This window comes from Pantoea sp. Sc1 (assembly GCF_000255315.1).
GTDB classification, from domain to species: domain Bacteria; phylum Pseudomonadota; class Gammaproteobacteria; order Enterobacterales; family Enterobacteriaceae; genus Pantoea; species Pantoea anthophila.
Genome location: NZ_AJFP01000001.1, coordinates 2381251 through 2401466 on the forward strand (window position 1 = coordinate 2381251; position 20216 = coordinate 2401466).

The following is a 20216-nucleotide window of genomic DNA, read 5'->3' on the forward strand; positions in this document are numbered from 1 at the left end:
GTCACCTGGTAAATTGATTGATTCGTTGCTGCAACAAAAGCCAAATTATCAATCATTACCTTAACATATTGTGACGGCGATGCAGGACAGCAGCGGCAAAATGTGCATATAACAGAAAAGTCTGGCTGAAAAAGCCTGCCTGCGCGGCAGGCCAGCCGCGTCCGACGCTGTCAGGAGAAGATCAGACCCCCATCCACATTAATGGTCTGACCGGTGATGTAGCGCGCATCCTCGGAGGCCAGAAAGGCCACCAGTCCGGCCACATCCTCCGGCTGTCCGGCGCGCTTCAGCGGAATGTTGTTGATCCACTCCGCCATCAGCTCACCTTTGCCGTAGGTTTTCTTTTCGCTGCTGAGGATCGCTCCCCAGACCCGATCGTTATAATCCCACATCTCACTCTCAATGATACCGGGACAAAAGGCGTTGACCGTGATGTTCCACGGGGCCAGCTCCAGCGCCAGGCTCTGCGTGATGCCAATCACCCCCATTTTGCTGGCGGCATAGTGCGGCGTGTAGATAAAGCCCTGCCGTCCCTGCCCCGACGAGGTGTTGATCAGGCTGCCGCTGCGCTGCGTCACCATATATTTTGCCGCTTCACGACAGCAGAGCCAGACGCCAGTGGTATTGACCGCCAGAATCCGCTCAAAGTCGCTTTTTGGCAGCGTATCGAACCGGTCAATGGTGATGACTCCCGCATTCTGGATCGACACATCAATCTGACCAAAGCGTTCGGCGGCCTGCTGATAGAGCTGCTGCACCGCGGCTTCATCGGTCACGTCAGCCTGCAGCGCCAGAATCTCACTGCCATACTGCTGCCGCAGCTGGTCGGCGGTGGCAAACACCCGGTCCGCATTGGATACCATCACCAACCGCGCCCCGTCGCGGGCGAACCGCGCGGCGATACCGGCTCCAATCCCCCGGCAGGCACCGGTGATCACGACAGTTTTTCCCTGCTGTTTTCCGTTCATCATTGCTCCTGTTACGTGTGACGCACATCAGTGAGGGGTGCCGGCTGCGGCTTTTTTTCATGGCGACGCAGCAGCACCACTTTGCTTTGCAGACGCTGCTGGAACTGATCAATCACCACGGCCGTGACAATCACCAGCCCTTTAATCACCATCTGCCAGAAATCGCTGACGCCCATCATCACCATGCCATCCGCCAGGAAGACGATAACGAAAGCGCCAATAATCGAGCCGGAGACGCGCCCGCGTCCCCCCGCCAGCGCGGTGCCGCCCAGTACGGTGGCCCCGATGGCGTCCATTTCAAACATGTTGCCGGTCATCGGGTGCGCGGTCTGCAGCTGAGACGCCACCACCAGCCCCACCAGCCCGGCGCAGAGGCCGGAAAAGGCGTAGACAAAGATTTTAACTTTGATGATCGGCACCCCTGCCAGCCGTGCGGCGGACTCGTTGCCGCCCGTGGCATAGATATAGCGCCCCAGCGGCGTTTTGCGCGTCAGGTAGAGTCCCAGCAGTAAAAAGCCGAGCATCAGCCAGATAGGCAGATAGACGCCCAGCAGGGTGCCGGACCCCAGCACGGCAAAGCCGGTGTTGCCCAGGGCGGGCAGCCCGACCAGATTGGCGTAGGTGCCGCCATCGTTAAACAGCAGCGCCGCGCCCCGCGCCACATACATCATGCCCAGGGTGCAGATAAAGGGCGCCACGCCCAGCCGGGTGATCACCGTGCCGTTAATCAGTCCGGCCAGGATGCCAAAGAGGGCCACCACCAGAATCACTTCGGGCACGTTCAGGAACAGCGTGTTGCCGCCCCATAGCGGAATGCCATTGGTCAGCAGCGCGCCCGCCACCATCCCGCAGATCCCGGCCACCGCGCCCACCGAGAGGTCTATGCCGCCGGTCAGGATCACCAGCGTCATCCCTATCGCCAGCAGCCCGGTGATCGCCACGTGCTGCGTCATGATCAGCAGATTAGAGGGGGTGAGAAAGTTCGGTACCATCACGCTGAAAAAGCAGACCACGATCAGCAGCGCAATGAAGGTGCGCGCTTTGAGCAGGTACATGTAGAGCAGATATTTTTGGTTCATCAGATTCTCCGGCCCGCTTAATCCTGCGGGGTTGATGCCGCGATAAGGTGTTCGCGCGTGGCCGCTGCGCGGGGCAGATCGGCCGTTATCCGGCCATCGGCCATCACTAAAATCCGGTCCGCCAGTGCCATCACCTCATCCAGTTCGGAGGAGGAGAACATCACCGCCAGCCCCTGCTGCGCCAGATTGCCAATCAGGTGATAGACATCGGTCTTCGCGCCCACGTCGATGCCGCGTGTCGGCTCATCCAGCAGGACCACCTGCGGCCCGGTCATCAGCGCCTTACCCAGCACCACCTTCTGCTGATTACCGCCGCTTAGCGACGTGACCGGCAGGTCGGGATCGCTGACTTTAATCGCCAGATGGCCGATCATCTCACTGACCCGCTGCTGCTCGCGACGCGGGTTGAGCCGCCCCAGCGCCCGACGAAAGCCGCGCAGGCTGAAGTCCGAGAGCGTCATGTTGGCGGTGATCGACATCAGTTCAATCACCCCTTCGCCTTTGCGATCCTCCGGCACCAGCGCAATGCCGCTTTTCAGCCGCTGCTGGAAGCTGCGTCTGGCCAGATCGCGGCCCGCCAGCCGCACCCGGCCCGACTGGCAGGGCATCAGGCCAATCAGCCCTTTAAACAGTTCTGTCCGACCAGCGCCGAGCAGGCCATAGATGCCGATTACCTCCCCCTTGCGCAGCGTAAAACTCACCGCATTCAGCCTGTAGCCTCCGTTCTGATGCAGGGCAGTCAGCCCCTCCACCTCCAGCACAGTTTCCCCCGATGTGATCGCCGATCTCCATCAGCTCCTCCAGCCGGTGGGAGATGTAGATAATGGTGACGCCGCGCCGCTTGAGCTGCTCAATGACGCTGAACAGCACTTTTACCTCCGACTGGCTGAGCGCGCTGGTCGGCTCGTCCATGATCAGCACCCGGGTATCCTTGGAGAGCGCCCGGGCGATCTCCACCAGCTGCTGATGACCGATACCCAGCTCGCCCAGCGGCGCAAAGGGATCGACATCCAGCTGCAGCCGCTCCAGCAGCGACTTCGCCAGCGCATACTGATACTTCTCGTTGATCACCCCGCGCTGGAAAAACTCGTTGGCGATGAAGATGTTGTCCATGACGTTCATGTTGGGAAACAGGTTCAGCTCCTGAAAAATGATGCTGATCCCCTGTTTCTCCGCCTGCTGGGTGGAGTGAAGCGACACCGGCCGGCCATCCAGCAGAATCTCGCCCGACGAGGGGGACTCCACGCCGGCCAGCATCTTCATCATGGTGGACTTCCCGGCGCCGTTCTCGCCGATCAGGACATTCACTTTGTTGCGGTAAACCCGGTAGTTGACCTGATCGAGTGCGGTTACGCCGGGGTAAAGACGCGACAGGTTGCGCGTTTCAATAATCACATCGCCGGGCTGTTGAGGTTGCTGCATCTGCCGCTCCTTATTGCCGGGAAATGGCGGCCGGGGTGATATCCGGCAGCTGTTGCGGAATGTCCCAGCTGCTGAACACGCCGGTCACCTTCACCTTATCGCCCACCTTCGGCGCGAACTGCTGCATCATCTGCGAGGCGTGCTGATTAATCGCCTTGCCGAAGTCACCGAACAGCACCTGGTCGTTAAAATCCTGATAACCTGCGCCCCGGTAGCCATCACGCAGCGCGGTGCCACGGATGATCGGCCCAATCTGAACAGTGACACTGTCACCTGATTCATCCTTTACGGTCATCTTTCCGCTGCGTGAGGTGGTGTTGACTGCCGTGACATCGCCCTGTACCGAGACGCTGAAGATGCAGGGATTCTCCGCCTGAGTGCGATAGCCGTAGGTCTGACAGGCAGTGTCAAAATCTTTGGCTGACCGCATTGCGGTGAGCAGCGCTGACACGGGCCGCGCCTCCGCCTGGAGCTGCGGCACCAGCTTCTGCTGCCAGAGCTGGTCAATATCAGCCATCTTCGGGTTAGGGGGATTTTTCAGGTCAGCCAGCTCCTGCTGCGACACAATTCGGCAGCCACTCAGCAGCGTGACCACCAGCGTCAGCCAGACTCTTCGGGACATCTTCTTCTCCCAGGCGCCCGCCAGCGCAGGCGCGACAGCGGTTAATTACGACTTGTAGTTGAAGTCCTGAACGCCTTTGGCATTCTCCGGGGTGATCAGAATGCCGCGGAACATCACCCGCTGTTTTTCCGGCTTCACGCCCTTCTGAATGAAGTTGTCGAGATCGGTCACCCCTTCGGCGGCAATCGCCTGCGCCTGCAGCATGACGGTGGCTTTCAGCGTGCCGGCTTTCACCGCGTCGCGTTCGTCGTTGCTGCCGTCAATTCCGACCACAATCACGTCGTCACGCCCCGCCGCTTTCAGTGCAGCAATCGCCCCCAGCGCCACCGGACCGTTGCCGCAGATAACCCCTTTTACATCCGGGTGCGCCTGCAGGATGCTGTCCATGATGCGCTTGCCGTCGATCAGCGTGCCTTTGGCATCCTGACGCGCCACGCTCTGCATGTCGGGATATTGATCCAGCACCTGATGGAACGATTTCGAGCGTGTCACGCAATTGTTATCCGCCAGGTTGCAGGCGAGTTCAGCGTACTTACCCTTTTCACCCATCTTTTCCACAAAGACGTTGGCCACGTCTGAGCCGGCCTGAAAGTTGTTGTGGGTGATCTGGGCCAGCGCCACGTCATCCACCGGAATTTCACGGTTGATCAGCACTACCGGGATCCCGGCATCTTTGGCTTTTTTAATGGCCGCCACGCTGGCAGTGGAGTCAGCGTTATCGAGCACGATACCCTGCACTTTTTTACCAATCGCGGCGTCGATCAGTTCGCTCTGCTTCTTCACATCTTCACCATGCGACAGCACGGTGGTTTTGTAGCCCAGTTCCTGCGCTTTGAGACTGGCCCCTTTGGCCTCTGACGCGTAATAGGGGTTATCGAGTGAGTTAACCAGGATCATAATGGTGCCTTTTTCGGCGGAAAACGCCGTCTGCGAAACCAGACAGGCAGCCACGGCACTACACAGCAGGGTACGGTTTTTCATGATGTTCTCGCTTATCGTTATGTCAGGGTGTTCATTCCCGGGTGTCAGCGTGGCGTTACCAGATGGTGAAGCCCCCATCGATCATCAGGTCCGCGCCGGTAATCATGTCGCTGCCGTTGCTGGCGAAAAAGAGCACGGCGGCGGCGATCTCGTCGGTGTAGGCAAAGCGTCCCAGCGGGATCAGCTTTTTCATCTGCTCGCCCTTCTCGCCGCGCCACGCTTTTTCGCCCATTGGCGTCAGCACCACGGTGGGCGACAGGGTGTTTACGTTGATACGATGCGGGGCAAACTCTTTCGCCATGACTTTGGTCATGCCGAGCAGGCCCGCTTTGGCTGAGGTGTAGGCGACATGGTTGTCGATAGCGATCGAGGCAGCCTGTGAGGCGATATTGATAATTTTGCCGCCCGCACCCGCCCGGATCATCTGTCGTGCAGCCGCCTGTGAACAGAGAAAAGGCCCGGTGAGATTGACGGCGATCTGCTTCTGCCACTCGGCAAAGTCGGTCTCCACCACCGGCTGCAGCATCACGTAGCCTGCGCAGTTCACCAGAATATCGATGCGGCCATAGTGGGCAACCACCGTCTCAAAGGCGGCGTCGACAGAGGCGGGGTCGGTAACGTCACAGCAGACAAACCGGACCCGGTCGGCGGCAAAGTCCTTCTGCAGACTGGCAACCTTCTCCGCCTCAAACGGCGGATAGAGCAGTGCCAGACGCGCCCCCTTCTCCAGCAGCATGCCGTTGGTGGCCATCGCAATCCCGCCCAGCCCGCCGGTCACGACGGCCACTTTGTCACCCAGATTCAGGGCGGTATCCACGCCGTAGCGCAGGTTTACGTCATATTCACCACTCATCCCACTCTTCCCCTCAGATTTTTGCTGATACCGTTGGCCTACTCATTTTCGAACAAAAATATATGCTATCGAAAAGAAATGATATGTGGAGCAGATCAAATTTCGACCATCTCACAGCCCGCGCCGCTTATCTGATTGAAAAGGCGTGATCTGGCTTGCAGTAGTGAAATAAAGCCTGACAGGCGCGATCCGGAAAGCGTGAGAGATTCAACAACCTGTCTGCTTTTTATTTTCGTTCGAAAATCAATGACGCGCCGGGCCATCTCGCATTCAGAAAAAGGGCGCGTTAAACTCAGCCACAAAGAGCCTGTTTGCCCGACCCGTCAGGTCACTGGAAAAGGGAGCATTTCGATTGAAAAGCAAAAGTGAGCAGTTCGCTGACATGCAGCAACGCCGCGAGAAAATTCTGGAGATGATCCGTGAGGATGGCACCGTCACGGTTAAAGCCCTGACGGAGACCTTTGGGCTGACGGAGGCCACCCTGCGCAGCGACCTGCGTATGCTGCAAAAACAGGGGTTTGTACAGCGCTATCACGGCGGCGCGACCCTGATAACCGGTAAACAGAACAGCGGTGCAATGCTGCTGGAGCGGCAGACACACCTGGAAGAGAAAGAGGCGATTGGCCGACTGGCGGCGCAGCACATCGAAAATGGCGATACGGTGATTTTCGATTCCGGCACCACCACCACGGCCATCACTGACGCCCTCAGCCATATCCGGCGTCTCTCCGTGGTAACGACCGCGGTGAATATCGCCCTGAAGCTGGGTGGCGAGCCAGGGATCAACATCCTGCTCACCGGGGGCACCTTTAAATTTCCGACGCTCTCCACCTCTGGCGAAAAAGCGGCCAGTTTCTTTGAGAACGTGCTGGCGGAGAAACTCTTTCTGGCCACCGCCTGCATCTCGCCGCGTCTTGGCCTGAGCTTTCCCAGTGAAACCGACATCAAGGTAAAACTGGCGATGATCAAATCGGCCAGCACGGTTTACGTGGTCGCCGATTCGAGCAAAATCGACAAAGTATCGATGTTTGCGCTGCCCTGCGACTGGAGCCACATTCACTATCTGATTACCGACAGCGGCATCAGCGCCGCTCAGGTCAGCGCGTTCGAAGCGCTGGGCGTGAAAGTGCTGGTGGCCCCCCTGCCCATGAAGCGGGCGATGTAACGGATTAGCACGCAGCGTTTTGAGCGAAAGAAAGCACCGCCGTCAGCCGGGCAGGTAAGGCCTGCCTGAAGAGCAAAGTGTGCGAGCCAGGGAGGGCGAGCCCAATCCGCAGGGAGGCGGGAATCCTTTGCGATCAGGCAGGCCTTTCCTGCACGACGCACCACCCCCACAGCCTGCCCCTGCTGCACGACGCACCGCCCTCACAGCCCGCTCCAGCCTGCGCCTGCGCCTGCTGCACGCGCAACGCCCTGCTCCTGCAAATCTGCCCGGTAAAACCGCACGACGTCTCCTACCATCAGCAGCGACGGCGACACCGGCTGCGCCTGCGCCACCGTCTCCGCCAGCCCGCCCAGGGTGGTGATCAGCACCCGCTGATCCGGCCGGGTCCCCTTCTCGATAATCGCCACCGGCGTCTCCCTGTCGCGCCCGTGCGCCTGAAGCTGCGCACTGATCGAGGCACTCCAGCTCAGCCCCATATAGAACACCAGCGTCTCATTCACCGCCGCCAGCGCAGCCGCATCCAGCTGCGGCTCGCCCAGCCGCCCATGCCCGGTAATCAACCGCAACGACTGAGCGCAATCCCGGTGCGTTAACGGGATACCGCTCGCCGCCGCACAGCCCACCGCCGCCGTAATCCCCGGCACCACCTCACAACGGATCCCGGCCTGCTGCAGGCTCACCATCTCCTCGCCACCGCGACCAAAAATAAAGGGATCGCCGCCTTTCAGCCGGATCACGTTGCGCCCGCTGCGCGCCAGATCCACCAGCAGTTGGTTGATCTGCGCCTGCTTCAGACCATGCGCGCCCGGCTGCTTGCCCACGTCAATCGACAACGCGCTCTCCGGCACCTCCGCCATCACCGCTTCGCTCACCAGCCGGTCATACACCACCACCTCCGCACGCTGCAGCAACCGCAATGCCTTCACCGTCAGCAGATCCACATCACCCGGCCCGGCACCGACCAGCCAGACCCTGCCCGCCTGCCCGCCCGCACCGGCCGGAGCCAGTAACTTATCCAGAGAATCAATTGCCCGCGTCATCATTCCTCCACCACCACGTCAGACAACAACAGCTGCTTCAGCTCCGGAATACAGGAGCCGCACTGTGTGCCGCACTTCAGCCTCTCGCCCAGCGCCTGAGTCGACCGGCACCCCTGCGCCATCGCCTGCAAAATCGCCTCCTCACCCACCGCCATACAGCTGCAGATTATCCGGCCCGTCGCCCTGCCCTCTGCGGCCCGACCGGCCAGCACGCTGTGCCGCCCGGCCGCATCCTGCGGGGCAGTCCGGAAGGCCGCCGCGACAAACGCACTCTCCAGCGCCGGCTGCGCTGTGCCGGCGTAAAACGCCAGCTGCAACGCGCCGTCGCGCCAGGCCAGCAGCCGGTAGTCACTGCCGCTGCCGGTGGCGACCTGCACCTCACAACCGGTCAGATCCGCATGATCGGCCAGCCACGCCTGCGGCGAACCCTCGCCCGCCACCGCAAACCGCTGCACCGCCGGATAGGGCACGCGCGCCCAGTAACGCAATCCGGCGGGTGGCGTCATCCCGCGCTGCCACAGCCAGCCCTGCCACTGCACCGCCAGCGGCAGGATGCGCACGGGCGTCTGCTTCAGCGCAGGCTGCCCGGAAAAAGGACAGGCCCGGGCGGCAACCAGCATGTCGACGTGCCCCTGCTGACTGAACTGCCGGTTCCAGTGCATCGGCACAAACAGCTCGCCGCGCCGCATCCCGGCATCCGCACGCACCCGCACGCTGATCCAGCCCTGCTGCGACTGCACCCGCGCCAGCCCGCCCGGCGTCACACCATACTGCACGGCATCCGCCGGATGCAGTGCCGCAAACGGCTCATCACAATGCTGCATCAGGCGCGGCACCAGCCCGGTCCGGGTCATGGTATGCCACTGGTCGCGCACCCGACCGCTGTTCATCAGCAGCGGATAAGCCGCATCACGCGGCACAGCGTGCGGCGTTGCCGGCACCCGTAACTGCGCTTTACCGTCCGGATGAAAAAAGCGCCGATCGCTGAACAGCCGGGCGCAGCCCTGGGGGTGGTCAGCGTTTACCGGCCACTGCACCGGACGCAGCGCGTCGTACTCCGCCTGACTCAGCTGCGCCAGCCCGCTGATATCGAATGCCCGCTGCCCCCCGTTCTCAAAACCGGACAGCGCAGCATGTTCGCGGAAGATCTCCGACGGATGCTGCCAGTTAAACCCCTCACTGAACCCTAACCGCTGCGCCACCTGAGCCAGCAGCCACCAGTCTGGCCGGGTATCACCCGGTGCGCTGACGAAAGCGCGCTGACGTGAAATCCGCCGCTCTGAGTTGGTCACGGTGCCACTCTTCTCGCCCCAGCCCTGGGCAGGCAGCAGGATATCGGCAAAGGCGCTGGTGTCGGTCTGCGCCATCACATCGGACACAATCACCAGCGGACAGGCCGCCAGCGCCTGCGCCACCCGATTGCCCTCAGGCATCGACACCGCCGGGTTGGTCCCCATTATCCACACCGCTTTCACGCTGCCCTCCCCGATCGCCCTGAACAGATCCAGCGCGGTCAGCCCAGGCTGACGGGCTATCACCGGACTGCGCCAGAAACGCTGCACCCGGTCGCAATCTTCTGCGGTAAACGTCATGTGCGCCGCCAGCTGGTTCGCCAGCCCGCCCACCTCGCGGCCACCCATGGCATTTGGCTGTCCGGTCAGCGAAAAGGGGCCGCAGCCCGGGCGGCCTATTTTGCCGCTCAGCAGATGCAGATTGAGGATGGCCTGATTGTTGTCGCTGCCGGTGACGGACTGATTAATCCCCATACACCAGAGCGTCAGCACCCGATCGTGCTCACTGAACAGCCGGAAAAAGTGCGTCACCTGCTGCACGGTTAAATCGCACGCCACCGCCACCCGAACCACATCCCACGCCGCCGCCGCGCCCAGCGTCTCTGAGACGCCGTTGAGGTGCGGCAACATGCTGGCATCCAGGCCCTTCGTCTGTGCCAGCCAGTGCAGCAGGCCGGAAAACAGCACCGCATCGCTGCCGGGACGCAGCGGCAGGTGCAGATCAGCCTGATCGCCGCTCGCGGTCCGGCGCGGGTCCAGCACCACGATGCGCATCGCCGGACGCTGCTGCTTCGCCTGCATCAGCCGCTGCCAGACGACCGGGTGCGCCCAGGCGGCGTTAGAGCCGACCAGCAGCACCAGATCGGCCTGCTCCAGATCCTCATAACAGCAGGGCACAGCGTCCGCGCCCAGCGCCCGTTTATATCCCACCACGGCGGACGCCATACAGAGCCGCGAATTGGTGTCGATGTTGGCGGCGCCGATGTAACCCTTCATCAGTTTATTGGCGACGTAGTAATCCTCGGTCAGCAGCTGACCGGAGCCGTAAAACGCTACCGCCTCCGGCCCATAGCGATCGATCACCGCGCGCAGCCCCGCCGCCGCCGCATCCAGCGCGGATGCCAGGCTGACCGGCTGACCGTCGACCCTGGCCGTCAGCAACCGGCCTTCCGGCGTCAGCGTCTCGCCCAGGGCCGCGCCCTTGACGCATAACCGGCCCAGACTGGCAGGATGGTGCGGATCGCCGGTGACAACGGCCTGCTGCGACCCCTGCGGCGTGACGCAGACGCCACAGCCCACGCCACAATAGGGACAGGTGCTGTTCATGATGCCTGCGCCAGCGGGTTAAGCGGACGGTTTGCCAGCCAGATCTGCCCCGCTTCCAGCTTCACCGGCCAGCAGCGCAGCTGATGCTGCGGGTTATCCAGGCTCTGTCCGTCACGCAGCCGCACCCGCTGTTTATAGAGCGGGGAGATCACCACCGGCTCGCCGCCCACATCGCCCAGAATCCCGCGCGACAGCACGCTGGCATCGCTGCCGGGCTCGCGATCCTCCAGCGCATAGAGCGTCTCGCCAAAGCGGAACAGGGCCACCCGTTCGCTGCCGAGGCGCGCACCGATCCCCGCCTGAGGCGGAATCGCCTCCAGCGCGCAGATGGCACTCCACGGCTCGGCGGGCAGCTGTAACAGCGGCCGCGCGGCCACCGTTTCAGGCTGACGCTGACCGCGAACCCGGCTGTAGTGCAGCGTCTCATCCGGCTGCGCGCTGTTGAGGGTTGGGGTGAACAGCGCCAGGCGCGACGGGTCCGCCAGCGTGGTCTGCCACTCGCACTGGTAAGCGTCGACCACCTGCTGCATCTCCGCCTCCAGCGTCGCGCCCAGCCCGAGGCTATCCTCGATGATTACCTGCCGCAGATAGTCCAGACCGCCCTCCAGATTGTCCATCCAGACGCTGGTACGCTGCAGACGATCGGCGGTGCGGATATAGAACATCAGCAGGCGATCCACATAGCGCAGCAGCGTGGCATCATCGAGATCGCTGGCGAAAAGGTCGGCGTGACGCGGCTTCATGCCGCCATTGCCGCAGACGTAGAGGTTCCAGCCTTTGTCGGTGGCGATCACCCCGATATCCTTGCTCTGCGCCTCGGCGCATTCGCGGGTGCAGCCGGAAACCGCCATCTTGATCTTGTGCGGCGCGCGCAGTCCCTTGTAGCGGTTCTCCAGGGCGATAGCGAAGGCGGTCGAGTCCTGCACGCCATAGCGGCACCAGGTCGATCCGACGCAGGACTTCACGGTGCGCAGCGACTTGCCATAGGCGTGACCGGTTTCAAACCCGGCATCGAGCAGCGTCTGCCAGATGTCGGGCAGCTGGTCGAGCCGCGCGCCAAACAGGTCGATACGCTGGCCGCCGGTGATTTTGGTGTAGAGATCGTAGCGCGCCGCCACCTCACCAATGGCAATCAGCCCCTGCGGCGTGATTTCGCCCCCCGGCACGCGCGGCACGACGGAGTAGGTGCCATCTTTCTGGATGTTGGCGAAGTAGCGATCGTTGGTGTCCTGCAACGGCAGATGCGCCGGTCTGAGCAGGTAGTCGTTCCAGCAGGAAGCGAGCAGCGACGCCACCAGCGGTTTGCACACTTCGCAGCCCTGGCCTTTGCCGTGAGACGCCAGCAGCGCGTCGAAGGTTCTGAACTCCCCCGCCCGCACCAGGTGATAAAGCTCCTGACGCGAATAGCTGAAATGGTCGCAGACATCCTTCTTCACCTCGACGCCGAGGTTTTCCAGTTCATACTCCATGACCTGCTTCACCAGCGCCGCGCAGCCGCCGCAGCCGGTGGCGGCTCGGGTGCAGCTTTTGATACTGCTCATCTCCCCGCATCCGGCCTGAACCGCCGCACAGATATCGCCCTTGCTGACGTTGTGGCAGGAGCAGACCTGCGCACTGTCGGGCAGCGCCGCGACGCCGGGCGCTTTCGGCGCACCGGCCAGCGCAGGCAGGATCAGGCTTTCCGGGGTTGCGGGCAGCGGCAATGCATTGAGCATCATCTGCAGCAGCGAGGTGTACTCACTGCTGTCGCCCACCAGCACGCCCCCCAGCAGCCGGGTGTTATCCGCGGAGACCACGATCTTTTTGTAGATGCCTTTAGGGCCATCACTCCAGTAATAGTGCTGGCTGCCCGGCGTGCGCCCGTGCGCGTCGCCGAACGACGCCACCTCCACCCCCAGCAGCTTCAGTTTTGTGCTCATGTCGGCACCGCTGAAGGCCGCAGGCTCTCCAGCCAGATGTCCGGCAAGCACCCGTGCCATCTGGTAACCGGGGGCGACCAGCCCGAAAATCTGCCCGTTCCACAAGGCGCATTCGCCAATGGCAAAGATCGCCGCATCGCTGGTCTGGCAGCTGTCGTTAATTTCAATGCCGCCGCGGGGGCCGAGCGTCAGGCCCGCCTCCCGAGCCAGCTCATCCCGCGGCCGGATACCGGCGGAGAAGAGCACCAGATCGGTGGGCAGCGCGCTGCCGTCGGCAAACCGCAACACCACGCTGCCGTCCGGCTGCGGCTCAATGATGTCGGTCTGCTTCGAGGTGTGAACCGTGACGCCCAGCGCATCGATCTTCTGGCGCAGCATCAGCGCCCCGCCCTCATCCAGCTGCACCGCCATCAGCCGTGGCGCGAACTCCACCACGTGGGTTTCCAGCCCGAGCTGCTTCAGGGCGTTGGCCGCCTCCAGACCGAGCAGGCCGCCGCCAATCACTACACCGCGCTGACTGTGGCGGGCGCAGGCTGCGATCGCATCCAGATCGTCCAGGGTGCGGTAGACAAAGCAGCGGTCGCCATCGTGGCCCGGCACCGGCGGCACAAACGCGCGTGAACCGGTTGCCAGCACCAGCCTGTCCCACGCCAGCTCATTGCCCGCGCTGTCGCGCAGGCTGCGCTGCGCCCGATCGATTGCCACCACCTGACAGCCGCTGCGCAGTTCAATCCCCTGCAGGGCAAAAAAGTCTGCGCTGACCAGCGACAGCGCGTCCGCCGCTTTGCCGCTGAAGTAGTCGGAGAGATGAACCCGATCGTACGCCGGCTGCAACTCCTCGCCGTACACCACGATGTGGTAGTGCTGATGCAGCTGGCGGGCAACGAGTTGCTCAAGAAAGTAGTGACTGACCATACCGTGACCGACCACGGCTAATACGGGTTTACTCATCTCAGGACTCTCTGCAGCCTGCGGCTGCGGTTCAGGTTGATCGGGGTCGAACAGGGCGTTAAGCGTGACCGCCTCGCTCCGCTGGAGACGCGCCAGCAGTGCCGGGCCCTGCCGGGTGTCGCCAGAGAGCAGCACCCCGCGCAGGCGGCCCTGGCGAAGAAACAGACGGCGATAGTCGCCGGAAAGCGGATCGAAACTGTGGAGGGATTCCCCCTCACTGATATCCCCGGCGCTGAACAGCGAAATGCCGCTGACTTTGAGCCGGGTCGCCAGCGGCTGACTGACGAAATCGGGCTGCGGCGATCCCGCCAGCTGCGCGGCCAGAATCTCAGCCTGCGCCAGGCAGGGGGCCACCAGCCCCGGGGTTTCACCCTGGTGTTCACAACACTCGCCCACGGCATACACCCCGCTGACCGCGCTGCGCAGCTGGCCATCGACCAGAATGCCGCGCTGACAGGGCAGCCCCGCCGCCCTGGCCAGCGTCACCTCCGGCTCAACGCCGATGGCGATCACCACCTGACGGGCGGCGCAGCACTGGCCATCCGTCAGCGTCACATCTGCTTTGCCGATGGCCGCAATGCCGCTGTTCAGCAGACAGCGGATACCGCGCTGCTCCAGAGCCGCCTGTAACAGCCCGCCCGCCTGTGCATCCAGCTGGCGATCCAGCAGCCAGGGCTTGTGATGAACCAGCGTCACCGCCCGTCCCCGGGCGCGCAGCGCCGCCGCGGCTTCAATTCCGAGATAGCCGCCACCCAGCACCACGATCGGCCCCTCACCCGCCAGCAGCTGCCGGACATCTGCAATACTGCGAAACGTCACGACGTTATCGCCCTCAATGCCGGGGATCGCAGGACGGCGCGGCCGTGATCCGGTGGCAAACACCAGCCGATCCCAGCCGAGCTGGCGCTGACAGGTCTGCAGCGTGCGGGCCGCCAGATCGATCTGCAGCACGGTTTCACCGCTCAGCAGCGTGACGCCGTGCCGCTGATACCAGTCAGGGTCATGGATCAGGGTTTCTTCGAACACCCTTTCCCCGGCCAGCACCGGCGAGAGCAGCACGCGGTTGTAGTTGCCGTGCGGCTCGCGGCCAATGACCGTGATAGCAAAGCGCTGCGGCGCACGCTGCACCAGCCGCTCTACCATCTGCATCCCCGCTATGCCATTGCCTATCACCAGCAACCGTTGCCTCATGGTCTGCTCCCTATGCCGCCGTGGTCTGTTTTTCATAGAGGAAATGCAGCACCTTCTGGCGCAGCTGGTGATAGCGCGGCTCATCGGCCAGCGCCACCCTGGCGCGGGGACGCGGCAGATCGACGGTGAGGATCTCGCCAATCTGCGCGGCAGGGCCATTGGTCATCATCAGCACCCGATCGGAGAGCAGCACTGCCTCATCGACGTCATGGGTAATCAGCACGATGCTGGTGTTCAGCTCCTGCTGAATGCGCATCACGCTATCCTGCAGATGCGCGCGGGTTAAGGCGTCCAGCGCGCCAAACGGCTCATCCAGCAGCAGCACGCGTGGCTTCATCGCCAGCGCCCGTGCAATGCCGACGCGCTGCTTCATGCCGCCGGAGATTTCGCCTGGCCGCTTGTGCATGGCGTGGCTCATCTGCACCCGATTCAGGTTGTGCTCGATCCAGTCGTGCATCTCCGCGCGGGTGAGACGCCCTTTAAACACCTGCTGCACCGCCAGGTCGACGTTCTGAAAGGCCGTCAGCCACGGCAGCAGCGAATGGTTCTGAAACACCACGGCGCGCTCCGGGCCGGGACCGGTAATCTCACGGTTGTCACAGAGCAGCACCCCGCTGCTGGGGCGGGTCAATCCGGCGATCAGGTTGAGCAGCGTCGATTTGCCGCAGCCGGAGTGACCGATCAGGCTCAGGGTTTCGCCTTCGTGGAGATCAAAACTGACGTTGTCGAGGGCCAGGAACTCGCCGCTGGCAGTGTTAAAACGCTGGCTCACCTGCTGAACGCGAATAATGTGTTTCATGCTCTTCCCCTTATTTTTCCCAGCTGAAGCGACGCACCAGCAGCATCAGCCCCTGCTCCAGCAGCAGGCCGACCACGCCGATAATCAGAATGGCGATCAGGATGTTGGCCACGTTGAGGTTGTTCCACTCGTTCCAGATCCAGAAGCCGATGCCCAGTCCGCCGGTCAGCATTTCGGCGGCGACGATCACCAGCCAGGCGATGCCGATAGAGAGGCGCACCCCGGTAAGGACAGCGGGCAGCACGGCGGGCAGCAGAATACGGCGCATCACCGTCCATTCAGAGAGCTGTAACACCCGCGCCACGTTGAGATAATCCTGCGGAATACGCTGCACGCCTTCGGCGGTGTTGATGATCATCGGCCAGATGGAACAGATGAAAATGGTCCAGCTGGCCGCCGGCTCGGCGCGCTGAAACAGCAGCAGGCCAATCGGCAGCCAGGCCAGTGGACTCACCGGGCGCAGCAGGGCGATAACCGGATTGCCCATCCGGGCGAGAAAGGTGAACCGCCCGAGCAGAAAGCCAGCCGGGATGCCCACCAGCGCGGCGAGGCCAAAGCCGATGGCGACGCGCTGCAGCGAGGCCAGCACGTTCCAGCCGATGCCCTGGTCGTTGGGGCCGTTGCTGTAGAACGGATCGGCGAACAGGGTCTGCGCGGCCTGCCAGGTCACGTAAGGCGACGGAAACGCCGGTTCCGCCAGCGCGGCGAGCTGCCACACCAGCAGGAGCAGCAGCAGGCCGCCCGCGGCCGGAATGGTGCGCTGCAGCAGAGGCCGCAGACGCGCCGGACGGGGCGCGATTTTTGGGGTGACCTGTAACGGGATCACGGTGGCACGGCTCGGGGGGTTCACCGGCTGCGCCACGGCGCGCGCGTCAGTTTTCATAACGACCTCTCTTAACGTTTGATAGCGAAACTGGCGGCGTAGGCGGCAGGGTCACTGCCATCCCAGACTTTGCCGTCGATCAGGGTGCTGCTGCGCATCTCACTGGCGGGCACGGCAACCTGCCCCACCGCGCTGGCCGCCTCTTTGTAGATATCGAGGCGGTTGATCTGGCGGGCCACCGCGAGGTAATCAGGATCGTGGGTGAGCAGGCCCCAGCGTTTCATCTGGGTCAGGAACCACATGCCGTCGGAGATCCATGGAAAACTGACGTTGCCGTTGTCGAAAAAGCGCATCGGATGGGCGTCCTGCCACGTCTGGCCCAGACCGTTCTCATACTGGCCCAGCATCCGCCCCTGCAGCGTGTCGACGCGGGTGTTGATCCAGGCGCGTCCGGCCAGCACCTGCGCGGTTTCGCGGCGGTTATCGTCTGAGGCGTCGATCCAGCGCGCGGAGTCCAGCACGGCGGCGGTCAGCGCACGGGCGGTGTTGGGGTTCTCTTTCACCCACTGCGCGCGGGTGCCGAGCACTTTCTCCGGATGCTCCGGCCAGATCTGCTGGCTGGTGGCGGCGGTAAAGCCGATGCTGTCGCTGATGGCACGCTGGTTCCACGGCTCACCGACGCAGAAGCCGCTCATGTTGCCGATCTTCATGTTCATCACCATCTGCGGCGGCGGCACAACCACGGTGCGGATATCCTCAAACGGATTAATTCCGGCACTGGCCAGCCAGTAGTAGAGCCACATCGCATGGGTGCTGGTGGGAAAGGTGTGGGCGAAGGTCAGACTGCCTTTGGGACGGCTGTCGACCGCCTTTTTCAGGCTCGCCAGATCGGTCACGCCCTGGCCCTTCAGCTGGTTCGACAGGGTAATGGCCTGGCCGTTATGGTTGAGCGTCATCAGGTTGGCCATGTCGTGCTGTGGCCCCGCCACGCCGAGCTGCAGCGCGTAGATCATGCCGTAAAGCACGTGCGCCGCATCCAGTTCACCGGAGGTCAGCTTGTCGCGCACCGCCGCCCAGCTCGCCTCTTTGCTGACCTGCAGCGTCAGGCCATACTTTTTGTCGAAGCCTTTCACCGACGCCATCACCACCGGCGCACAGTCGGTCAGCGGAATAAACCCGACCCGCACCTGCGCTTTTTCCGGCGCGTCCGACCCGGCCGCCCAGACCGCATTGCGTAATCCCGGAATGATCCAGGCTGCGCCCAGCGCCGCGCCGGAAAGCAGTGCCTGACGTCGTGTCAGTGAAAATGACGGTTTACTCATCATGTTGCCCCTGAACAGAAATAAAAAAAGGCGTCCTCCGACAGACCGAAGCCTGCGGATGGACGCCTTTATCCAAAGCACTGATCCCACCGCCATTGGCGGGCGCAATGCATACTCTCTGTAAGGTTAAAGCAAAGGGTGTGCCAGTTTTTTCAACGCCGTCAATGGCGGTTCACCGGCCTCCCTCTGCTGAAAATCTGACCGTTTTTGCACGTTTGTGACGCAGGTTGCGCACGGCGGTTGTGCAGCTACCTCTTCCGGGTTAGCTGCGCAGCGTCGCGGCGACCGCCAGCACCGCCTGCGCGATCTCCACGATCCGCCTGTTCTGATTCATGGCACTTTTGCGCAGCGCCTGCCACGCGGCCTCTTCGCTGAATCCCTGCTGCTGCATCAGCCAGTGTTTGGCCTGATCGACCACCCGCCGCTCGTCGAGGGAGGCACGCATCGATGCCAGCTCATCCGCCTGCTGCTGCAGACGCTGCGACTGCTCGCTAATCAGCGACAGCACCGAGCGCCCGAGCTGGGGTGCCAGTCCGTCACTGTCGAGCGCCGCCGCGCCGGGCAGCCAGTCAGCGCCGGAAACATAGAGCGCAAACGTGCTCTCCCCCTGGACAACCTGCCCTGTCGCCTGCTGCTGCGCCTGATCGATGGCCGCGCGACAGCGCTGCATCAGCGTGGCCGTCAGGGCATCCTCCAGCGTTTTCATCTGATCCAGCCGCTCTGAGAGCAGAGAAAACCAGTGCAGTGCACCGTTCTCCTCACAGGGGCCACCGGTGCAGGCGATACGCCGCAGACGTTCAATGTCCCGGCTGGCCTGGGCCAGCGGCTGCCAGCGTTCACAGGCGGTGCTGTCGGCAAACTGCCGGAAGGTGGTAAAACTCTGCTCCTGCGCCGCAATCAGCGCCACCATCTGGCTGCGCTGCCCGTCGGTGAACTGTCGCGCCGCAAAACCGGCGGAGCCGATAGCCCGCTCCTGCCCGGCCAGCTCTTTGCCCTGCATAAAACTGAACAGGGCGATCAGCGCGCGGGAGATGTCGGGATGGCTGGCGGTGTCGGCCGCCTCAAACACCAGGTTCAGTAAGGTGCGGATCACCTGATTAAAGGCAGCCATCGCGGCGGCCTGCTCGCGTTCACGCAGGCTGATTTGCTGACGCAGCGCGGGTAACCCCTCCAGCGCCTGCAGAGCGGTGGCAATCAGGTTGCAGAAGCGGCTGAAGCCAGGCTGGGCCACAGCGGGCGGAAGGGCCTGATAAAAGTGCTGCAGCGCCTCACTCACCGCCTGCTGACGGGCGCCACGCTCTGCGCTGAACAGCGCACCGTCCGAGCAGAGCCAGAGGTTAGTGGCGCCGCGTTCCCGCTGCAGCCGATGAACCAGTTCGCTGACGGCGGCCATCAGCTCGCCGGTCTGAAGCAGCCGCTGCAGGCTGGCGATATCGCTCTCACGTGAAGCCTGCAGCCAGGCCAGGGCGTCAGCCATTTTTCATCTCTCCGCGCCGTAAAATCATTCTGAAGCAAAAGGCGTGCCGCTTTCCGAAAAAAAGCGGCATAAACCGCCCCGGAAATTCTGATTTTGAAAAGATTCTTTTCCTGCGCCAGGAAAATTTTCCGGCAACAAAAGGTTAGTGATACTTAATAGTTTCCCATCGAACCCATTGCGTGTCAGAATGGGAAGCCACGTTATCAATCAGTTTGTCTGTGCGATCATTCAGTTCGCTTTAACTATCACTTTATTCGCGGCTTTTTTCAGGGCGTATCACGCCCCGGAACCGCCCGCTATCACGCATCGGCAGCAGGCGCAATGGTTTGAAATCTCAAAAGTCTTAGGTAGACTAAACGCGTTACTATCCCGATGTAATCTGACCGTTTTTTAACAAACAGACTTTCAGCACGATGCGGCGCCTGAATCAGCGTTTTCTGCATCGGGCCTGGCAATATGCAGATACTTTGATGAGATCACGAGGAACATGGTGAAAAAGAGTCTTGCGTTAACGCTGCTGGCGGTACTTACCCTGGCAGGCTGTAAGGCCCCGCCGCCGCCCGTCACTGACGATACGCTGGTCACCAGCGAAATTAACGGCGTCAAACTGGTCCATCGACACGCTGTCGCGGCACCCACTGCCTTTGAGCCGGTCAATCAGACCTGGCGTGCGCTTTATGGCGCCTCCGTGATGACCTCACCCGACTACGGCGGCAAGGTGGTTCGCTATCTCGAAACGGGTAAACCGTTTGAAGTATTAGGCAATGTAGAACACAGCTGGCTGGCGATTGCTGATCAGGCTGATGGCCCGTTAATCGGTTACGTCCCACTGAAAGCGGGCGTGGAGAGCAGTCGTTACGACGCCACCGTGCAGAGCGATCGCCCCCGTCCCCGCAAAGCGAAACAGGTCTGTGTGGCCGTCGGCGGCGCCAGCAAAGCCTGCCGCACTAACGATACCGCGACCTGGATCTTAGACTGACTATGAA

The 20216-nt window shown here is 62.4% G+C and carries 14 protein-coding genes and 1 pseudogene; 2 read left to right on the forward strand and 13 right to left on the reverse strand.

What is annotated here, in order from left to right; translation table 11 throughout:
• Nucleotides 1–170: 170 nt before the first annotated feature.
• The 6 genes and pseudogenes from S7A_RS11010 to S7A_RS11035 all read right to left on the reverse strand — a co-directional run bounded on the left by S7A_RS11010 (nucleotide 171) and on the right by S7A_RS11035 (nucleotide 5925).
• Nucleotides 171–968 carry a glucose 1-dehydrogenase gene (locus S7A_RS11010; protein WP_009090580.1) on the reverse strand — a complete coding sequence of 266 codons (798 nt, stop codon included), beginning with the start codon at nucleotides 966–968 and terminating at the stop codon, nucleotides 171–173.
• An 11-nt stretch (nucleotides 969–979) separates the two neighbouring features.
• A complete protein-coding gene (locus tag S7A_RS11015) occupies nucleotides 980–2047 on the reverse strand; it encodes an ABC transporter permease (RefSeq protein WP_009090581.1) in 1068 nt (355 codons plus the stop codon).
• Nucleotides 2048–2064: 17 nt separating this feature from the next.
• Nucleotides 2065–3469, reverse strand: a pseudogene (locus S7A_RS11020) (sugar ABC transporter ATP-binding protein).
• A 10-nt stretch (nucleotides 3470–3479) separates the two neighbouring features.
• Nucleotides 3480–4091 (reverse strand): DUF2291 family protein, encoded by a 612-nt coding sequence (locus S7A_RS11025; protein WP_009090582.1) that lies wholly within the window; start codon nucleotides 4089–4091, stop codon nucleotides 3480–3482.
• 45 nt (nucleotides 4092–4136) lie between these two features.
• A complete protein-coding gene (locus S7A_RS11030; protein ID WP_009090584.1) occupies nucleotides 4137–5072 on the reverse strand; it encodes a D-ribose ABC transporter substrate-binding protein in 936 nt (311 codons plus the stop codon).
• Between the two features lie 55 nt (nucleotides 5073–5127).
• The gene (locus S7A_RS11035) at nucleotides 5128–5925 is read right to left on the reverse strand and encodes a GolD/DthD family dehydrogenase (RefSeq protein ID WP_009090586.1); all 798 of its coding nucleotides are present in this window, start codon (nucleotides 5923–5925) and stop codon (nucleotides 5128–5130) included.
• Nucleotides 5926–6277: 352 nt separating this feature from the next.
• Here S7A_RS11035 and S7A_RS11040 point away from each other — a divergent pair, with 352 nt between their 5' ends.
• Nucleotides 6278–7090, forward strand: a complete 813-nt coding sequence (locus S7A_RS11040; RefSeq protein WP_009090587.1) for a DeoR/GlpR family DNA-binding transcription regulator — start codon at nucleotides 6278–6280, stop codon at nucleotides 7088–7090.
• Between the two features lie 200 nt (nucleotides 7091–7290).
• Here S7A_RS11040 and cobA read toward each other — a convergent pair whose 3' ends face one another.
• From cobA to S7A_RS11075, 7 genes are all read right to left on the reverse strand, one after another.
• Nucleotides 7291–8130: a uroporphyrinogen-III C-methyltransferase gene (cobA, locus tag S7A_RS11045; RefSeq protein ID WP_009090589.1), complete on the reverse strand. Its 840-nt coding sequence runs from the start codon at nucleotides 8128–8130 to the stop codon at nucleotides 7291–7293.
• A complete protein-coding gene (locus S7A_RS11050) occupies nucleotides 8130–10748 on the reverse strand; it encodes a nitrate reductase (RefSeq protein ID WP_009090590.1) in 2619 nt (872 codons plus the stop codon). The genes cobA and S7A_RS11050 overlap by 1 nt, the downstream gene beginning before the upstream one ends.
• A complete protein-coding gene (nirB, locus tag S7A_RS11055; RefSeq protein ID WP_083837631.1) occupies nucleotides 10745–14809 on the reverse strand; it encodes a nitrite reductase large subunit NirB in 4065 nt (1354 codons plus the stop codon). Before nirB ends, S7A_RS11050 begins: the two co-directional genes overlap by 4 nt.
• Nucleotides 14810–14819: 10 nt before the next feature.
• On the reverse strand, nucleotides 14820–15608 hold the full coding sequence (locus tag S7A_RS11060) for an ABC transporter ATP-binding protein (RefSeq protein WP_009090594.1): 789 nt from the start codon (nucleotides 15606–15608) through the stop codon (nucleotides 14820–14822).
• Between the two features lie 10 nt (nucleotides 15609–15618).
• The gene (gene ntrB, locus S7A_RS11065) at nucleotides 15619–16491 is read right to left on the reverse strand and encodes a nitrate ABC transporter permease (RefSeq protein WP_009090596.1); all 873 of its coding nucleotides are present in this window, start codon (nucleotides 16489–16491) and stop codon (nucleotides 15619–15621) included.
• Between the two features lie 11 nt (nucleotides 16492–16502).
• Nucleotides 16503–17753, reverse strand: coding sequence for a CmpA/NrtA family ABC transporter substrate-binding protein (locus S7A_RS11070; RefSeq protein ID WP_009090598.1), 1251 nt, complete (start codon nucleotides 17751–17753; stop codon nucleotides 16503–16505).
• 262 nt (nucleotides 17754–18015) lie between these two features.
• Nucleotides 18016–19230 (reverse strand): nitrate regulatory protein, encoded by a 1215-nt coding sequence (locus S7A_RS11075; protein ID WP_009090599.1) that lies wholly within the window; start codon nucleotides 19228–19230, stop codon nucleotides 18016–18018.
• Nucleotides 19231–19717: 487 nt separating this feature from the next.
• Between S7A_RS11075 and S7A_RS11080 the strand changes: the two genes are divergently transcribed.
• Entirely contained in the window at nucleotides 19718–20209 is a 492-nt protein-coding gene (locus tag S7A_RS11080; RefSeq protein ID WP_009090601.1) for a hypothetical protein, read from the forward strand.
• Nucleotides 20210–20216 lie beyond the last annotated feature (7 nt).

Bases quoted from the DNA above. Each gene is read 5' to 3' on its own strand.
- S7A_RS11075 (WP_009090599.1), bottom strand. From the start codon at position 19,230: ATGGCTGACGCCCTGGCCTGGCTGCAGGCTTCACGTGAGAGCGATATC.
- S7A_RS11035 (WP_009090586.1), bottom strand. From the start codon at position 5,925: ATGAGTGGTGAATATGACGTAAACCTGCGCTACGGCGTGGATACCGCC.
- S7A_RS11060 (WP_009090594.1), bottom strand. From the start codon at position 15,608: ATGAAACACATTATTCGCGTTCAGCAGGTGAGCCAGCGTTTTAACACT.
- S7A_RS11070 (WP_009090598.1), bottom strand. From the start codon at position 17,753: ATGAGTAAACCGTCATTTTCACTGACACGACGTCAGGCACTGCTTTCC.
- S7A_RS11080 (WP_009090601.1), top strand. From the start codon at position 19,718: ATGGTGAAAAAGAGTCTTGCGTTAACGCTGCTGGCGGTACTTACCCTG.
- S7A_RS11025 (WP_009090582.1), bottom strand. From the start codon at position 4,091: ATGTCCCGAAGAGTCTGGCTGACGCTGGTGGTCACGCTGCTGAGTGGC.
- S7A_RS11010 (WP_009090580.1), bottom strand. From the start codon at position 968: ATGAACGGAAAACAGCAGGGAAAAACTGTCGTGATCACCGGTGCCTGC.
- S7A_RS11030 (WP_009090584.1), bottom strand. From the start codon at position 5,072: ATGAAAAACCGTACCCTGCTGTGTAGTGCCGTGGCTGCCTGTCTGGTT.
- S7A_RS11050 (WP_009090590.1), bottom strand. From the start codon at position 10,748: ATGAACAGCACCTGTCCCTATTGTGGCGTGGGCTGTGGCGTCTGCGTC.
- nirB (WP_083837631.1), bottom strand. From the start codon at position 14,809: ATGAGGCAACGGTTGCTGGTGATAGGCAATGGCATAGCGGGGATGCAG.
- S7A_RS11015 (WP_009090581.1), bottom strand. From the start codon at position 2,047: ATGAACCAAAAATATCTGCTCTACATGTACCTGCTCAAAGCGCGCACC.
- ntrB (WP_009090596.1), bottom strand. From the start codon at position 16,491: ATGAAAACTGACGCGCGCGCCGTGGCGCAGCCGGTGAACCCCCCGAGC.
- cobA (WP_009090589.1), bottom strand. From the start codon at position 8,130: ATGACGCGGGCAATTGATTCTCTGGATAAGTTACTGGCTCCGGCCGGT.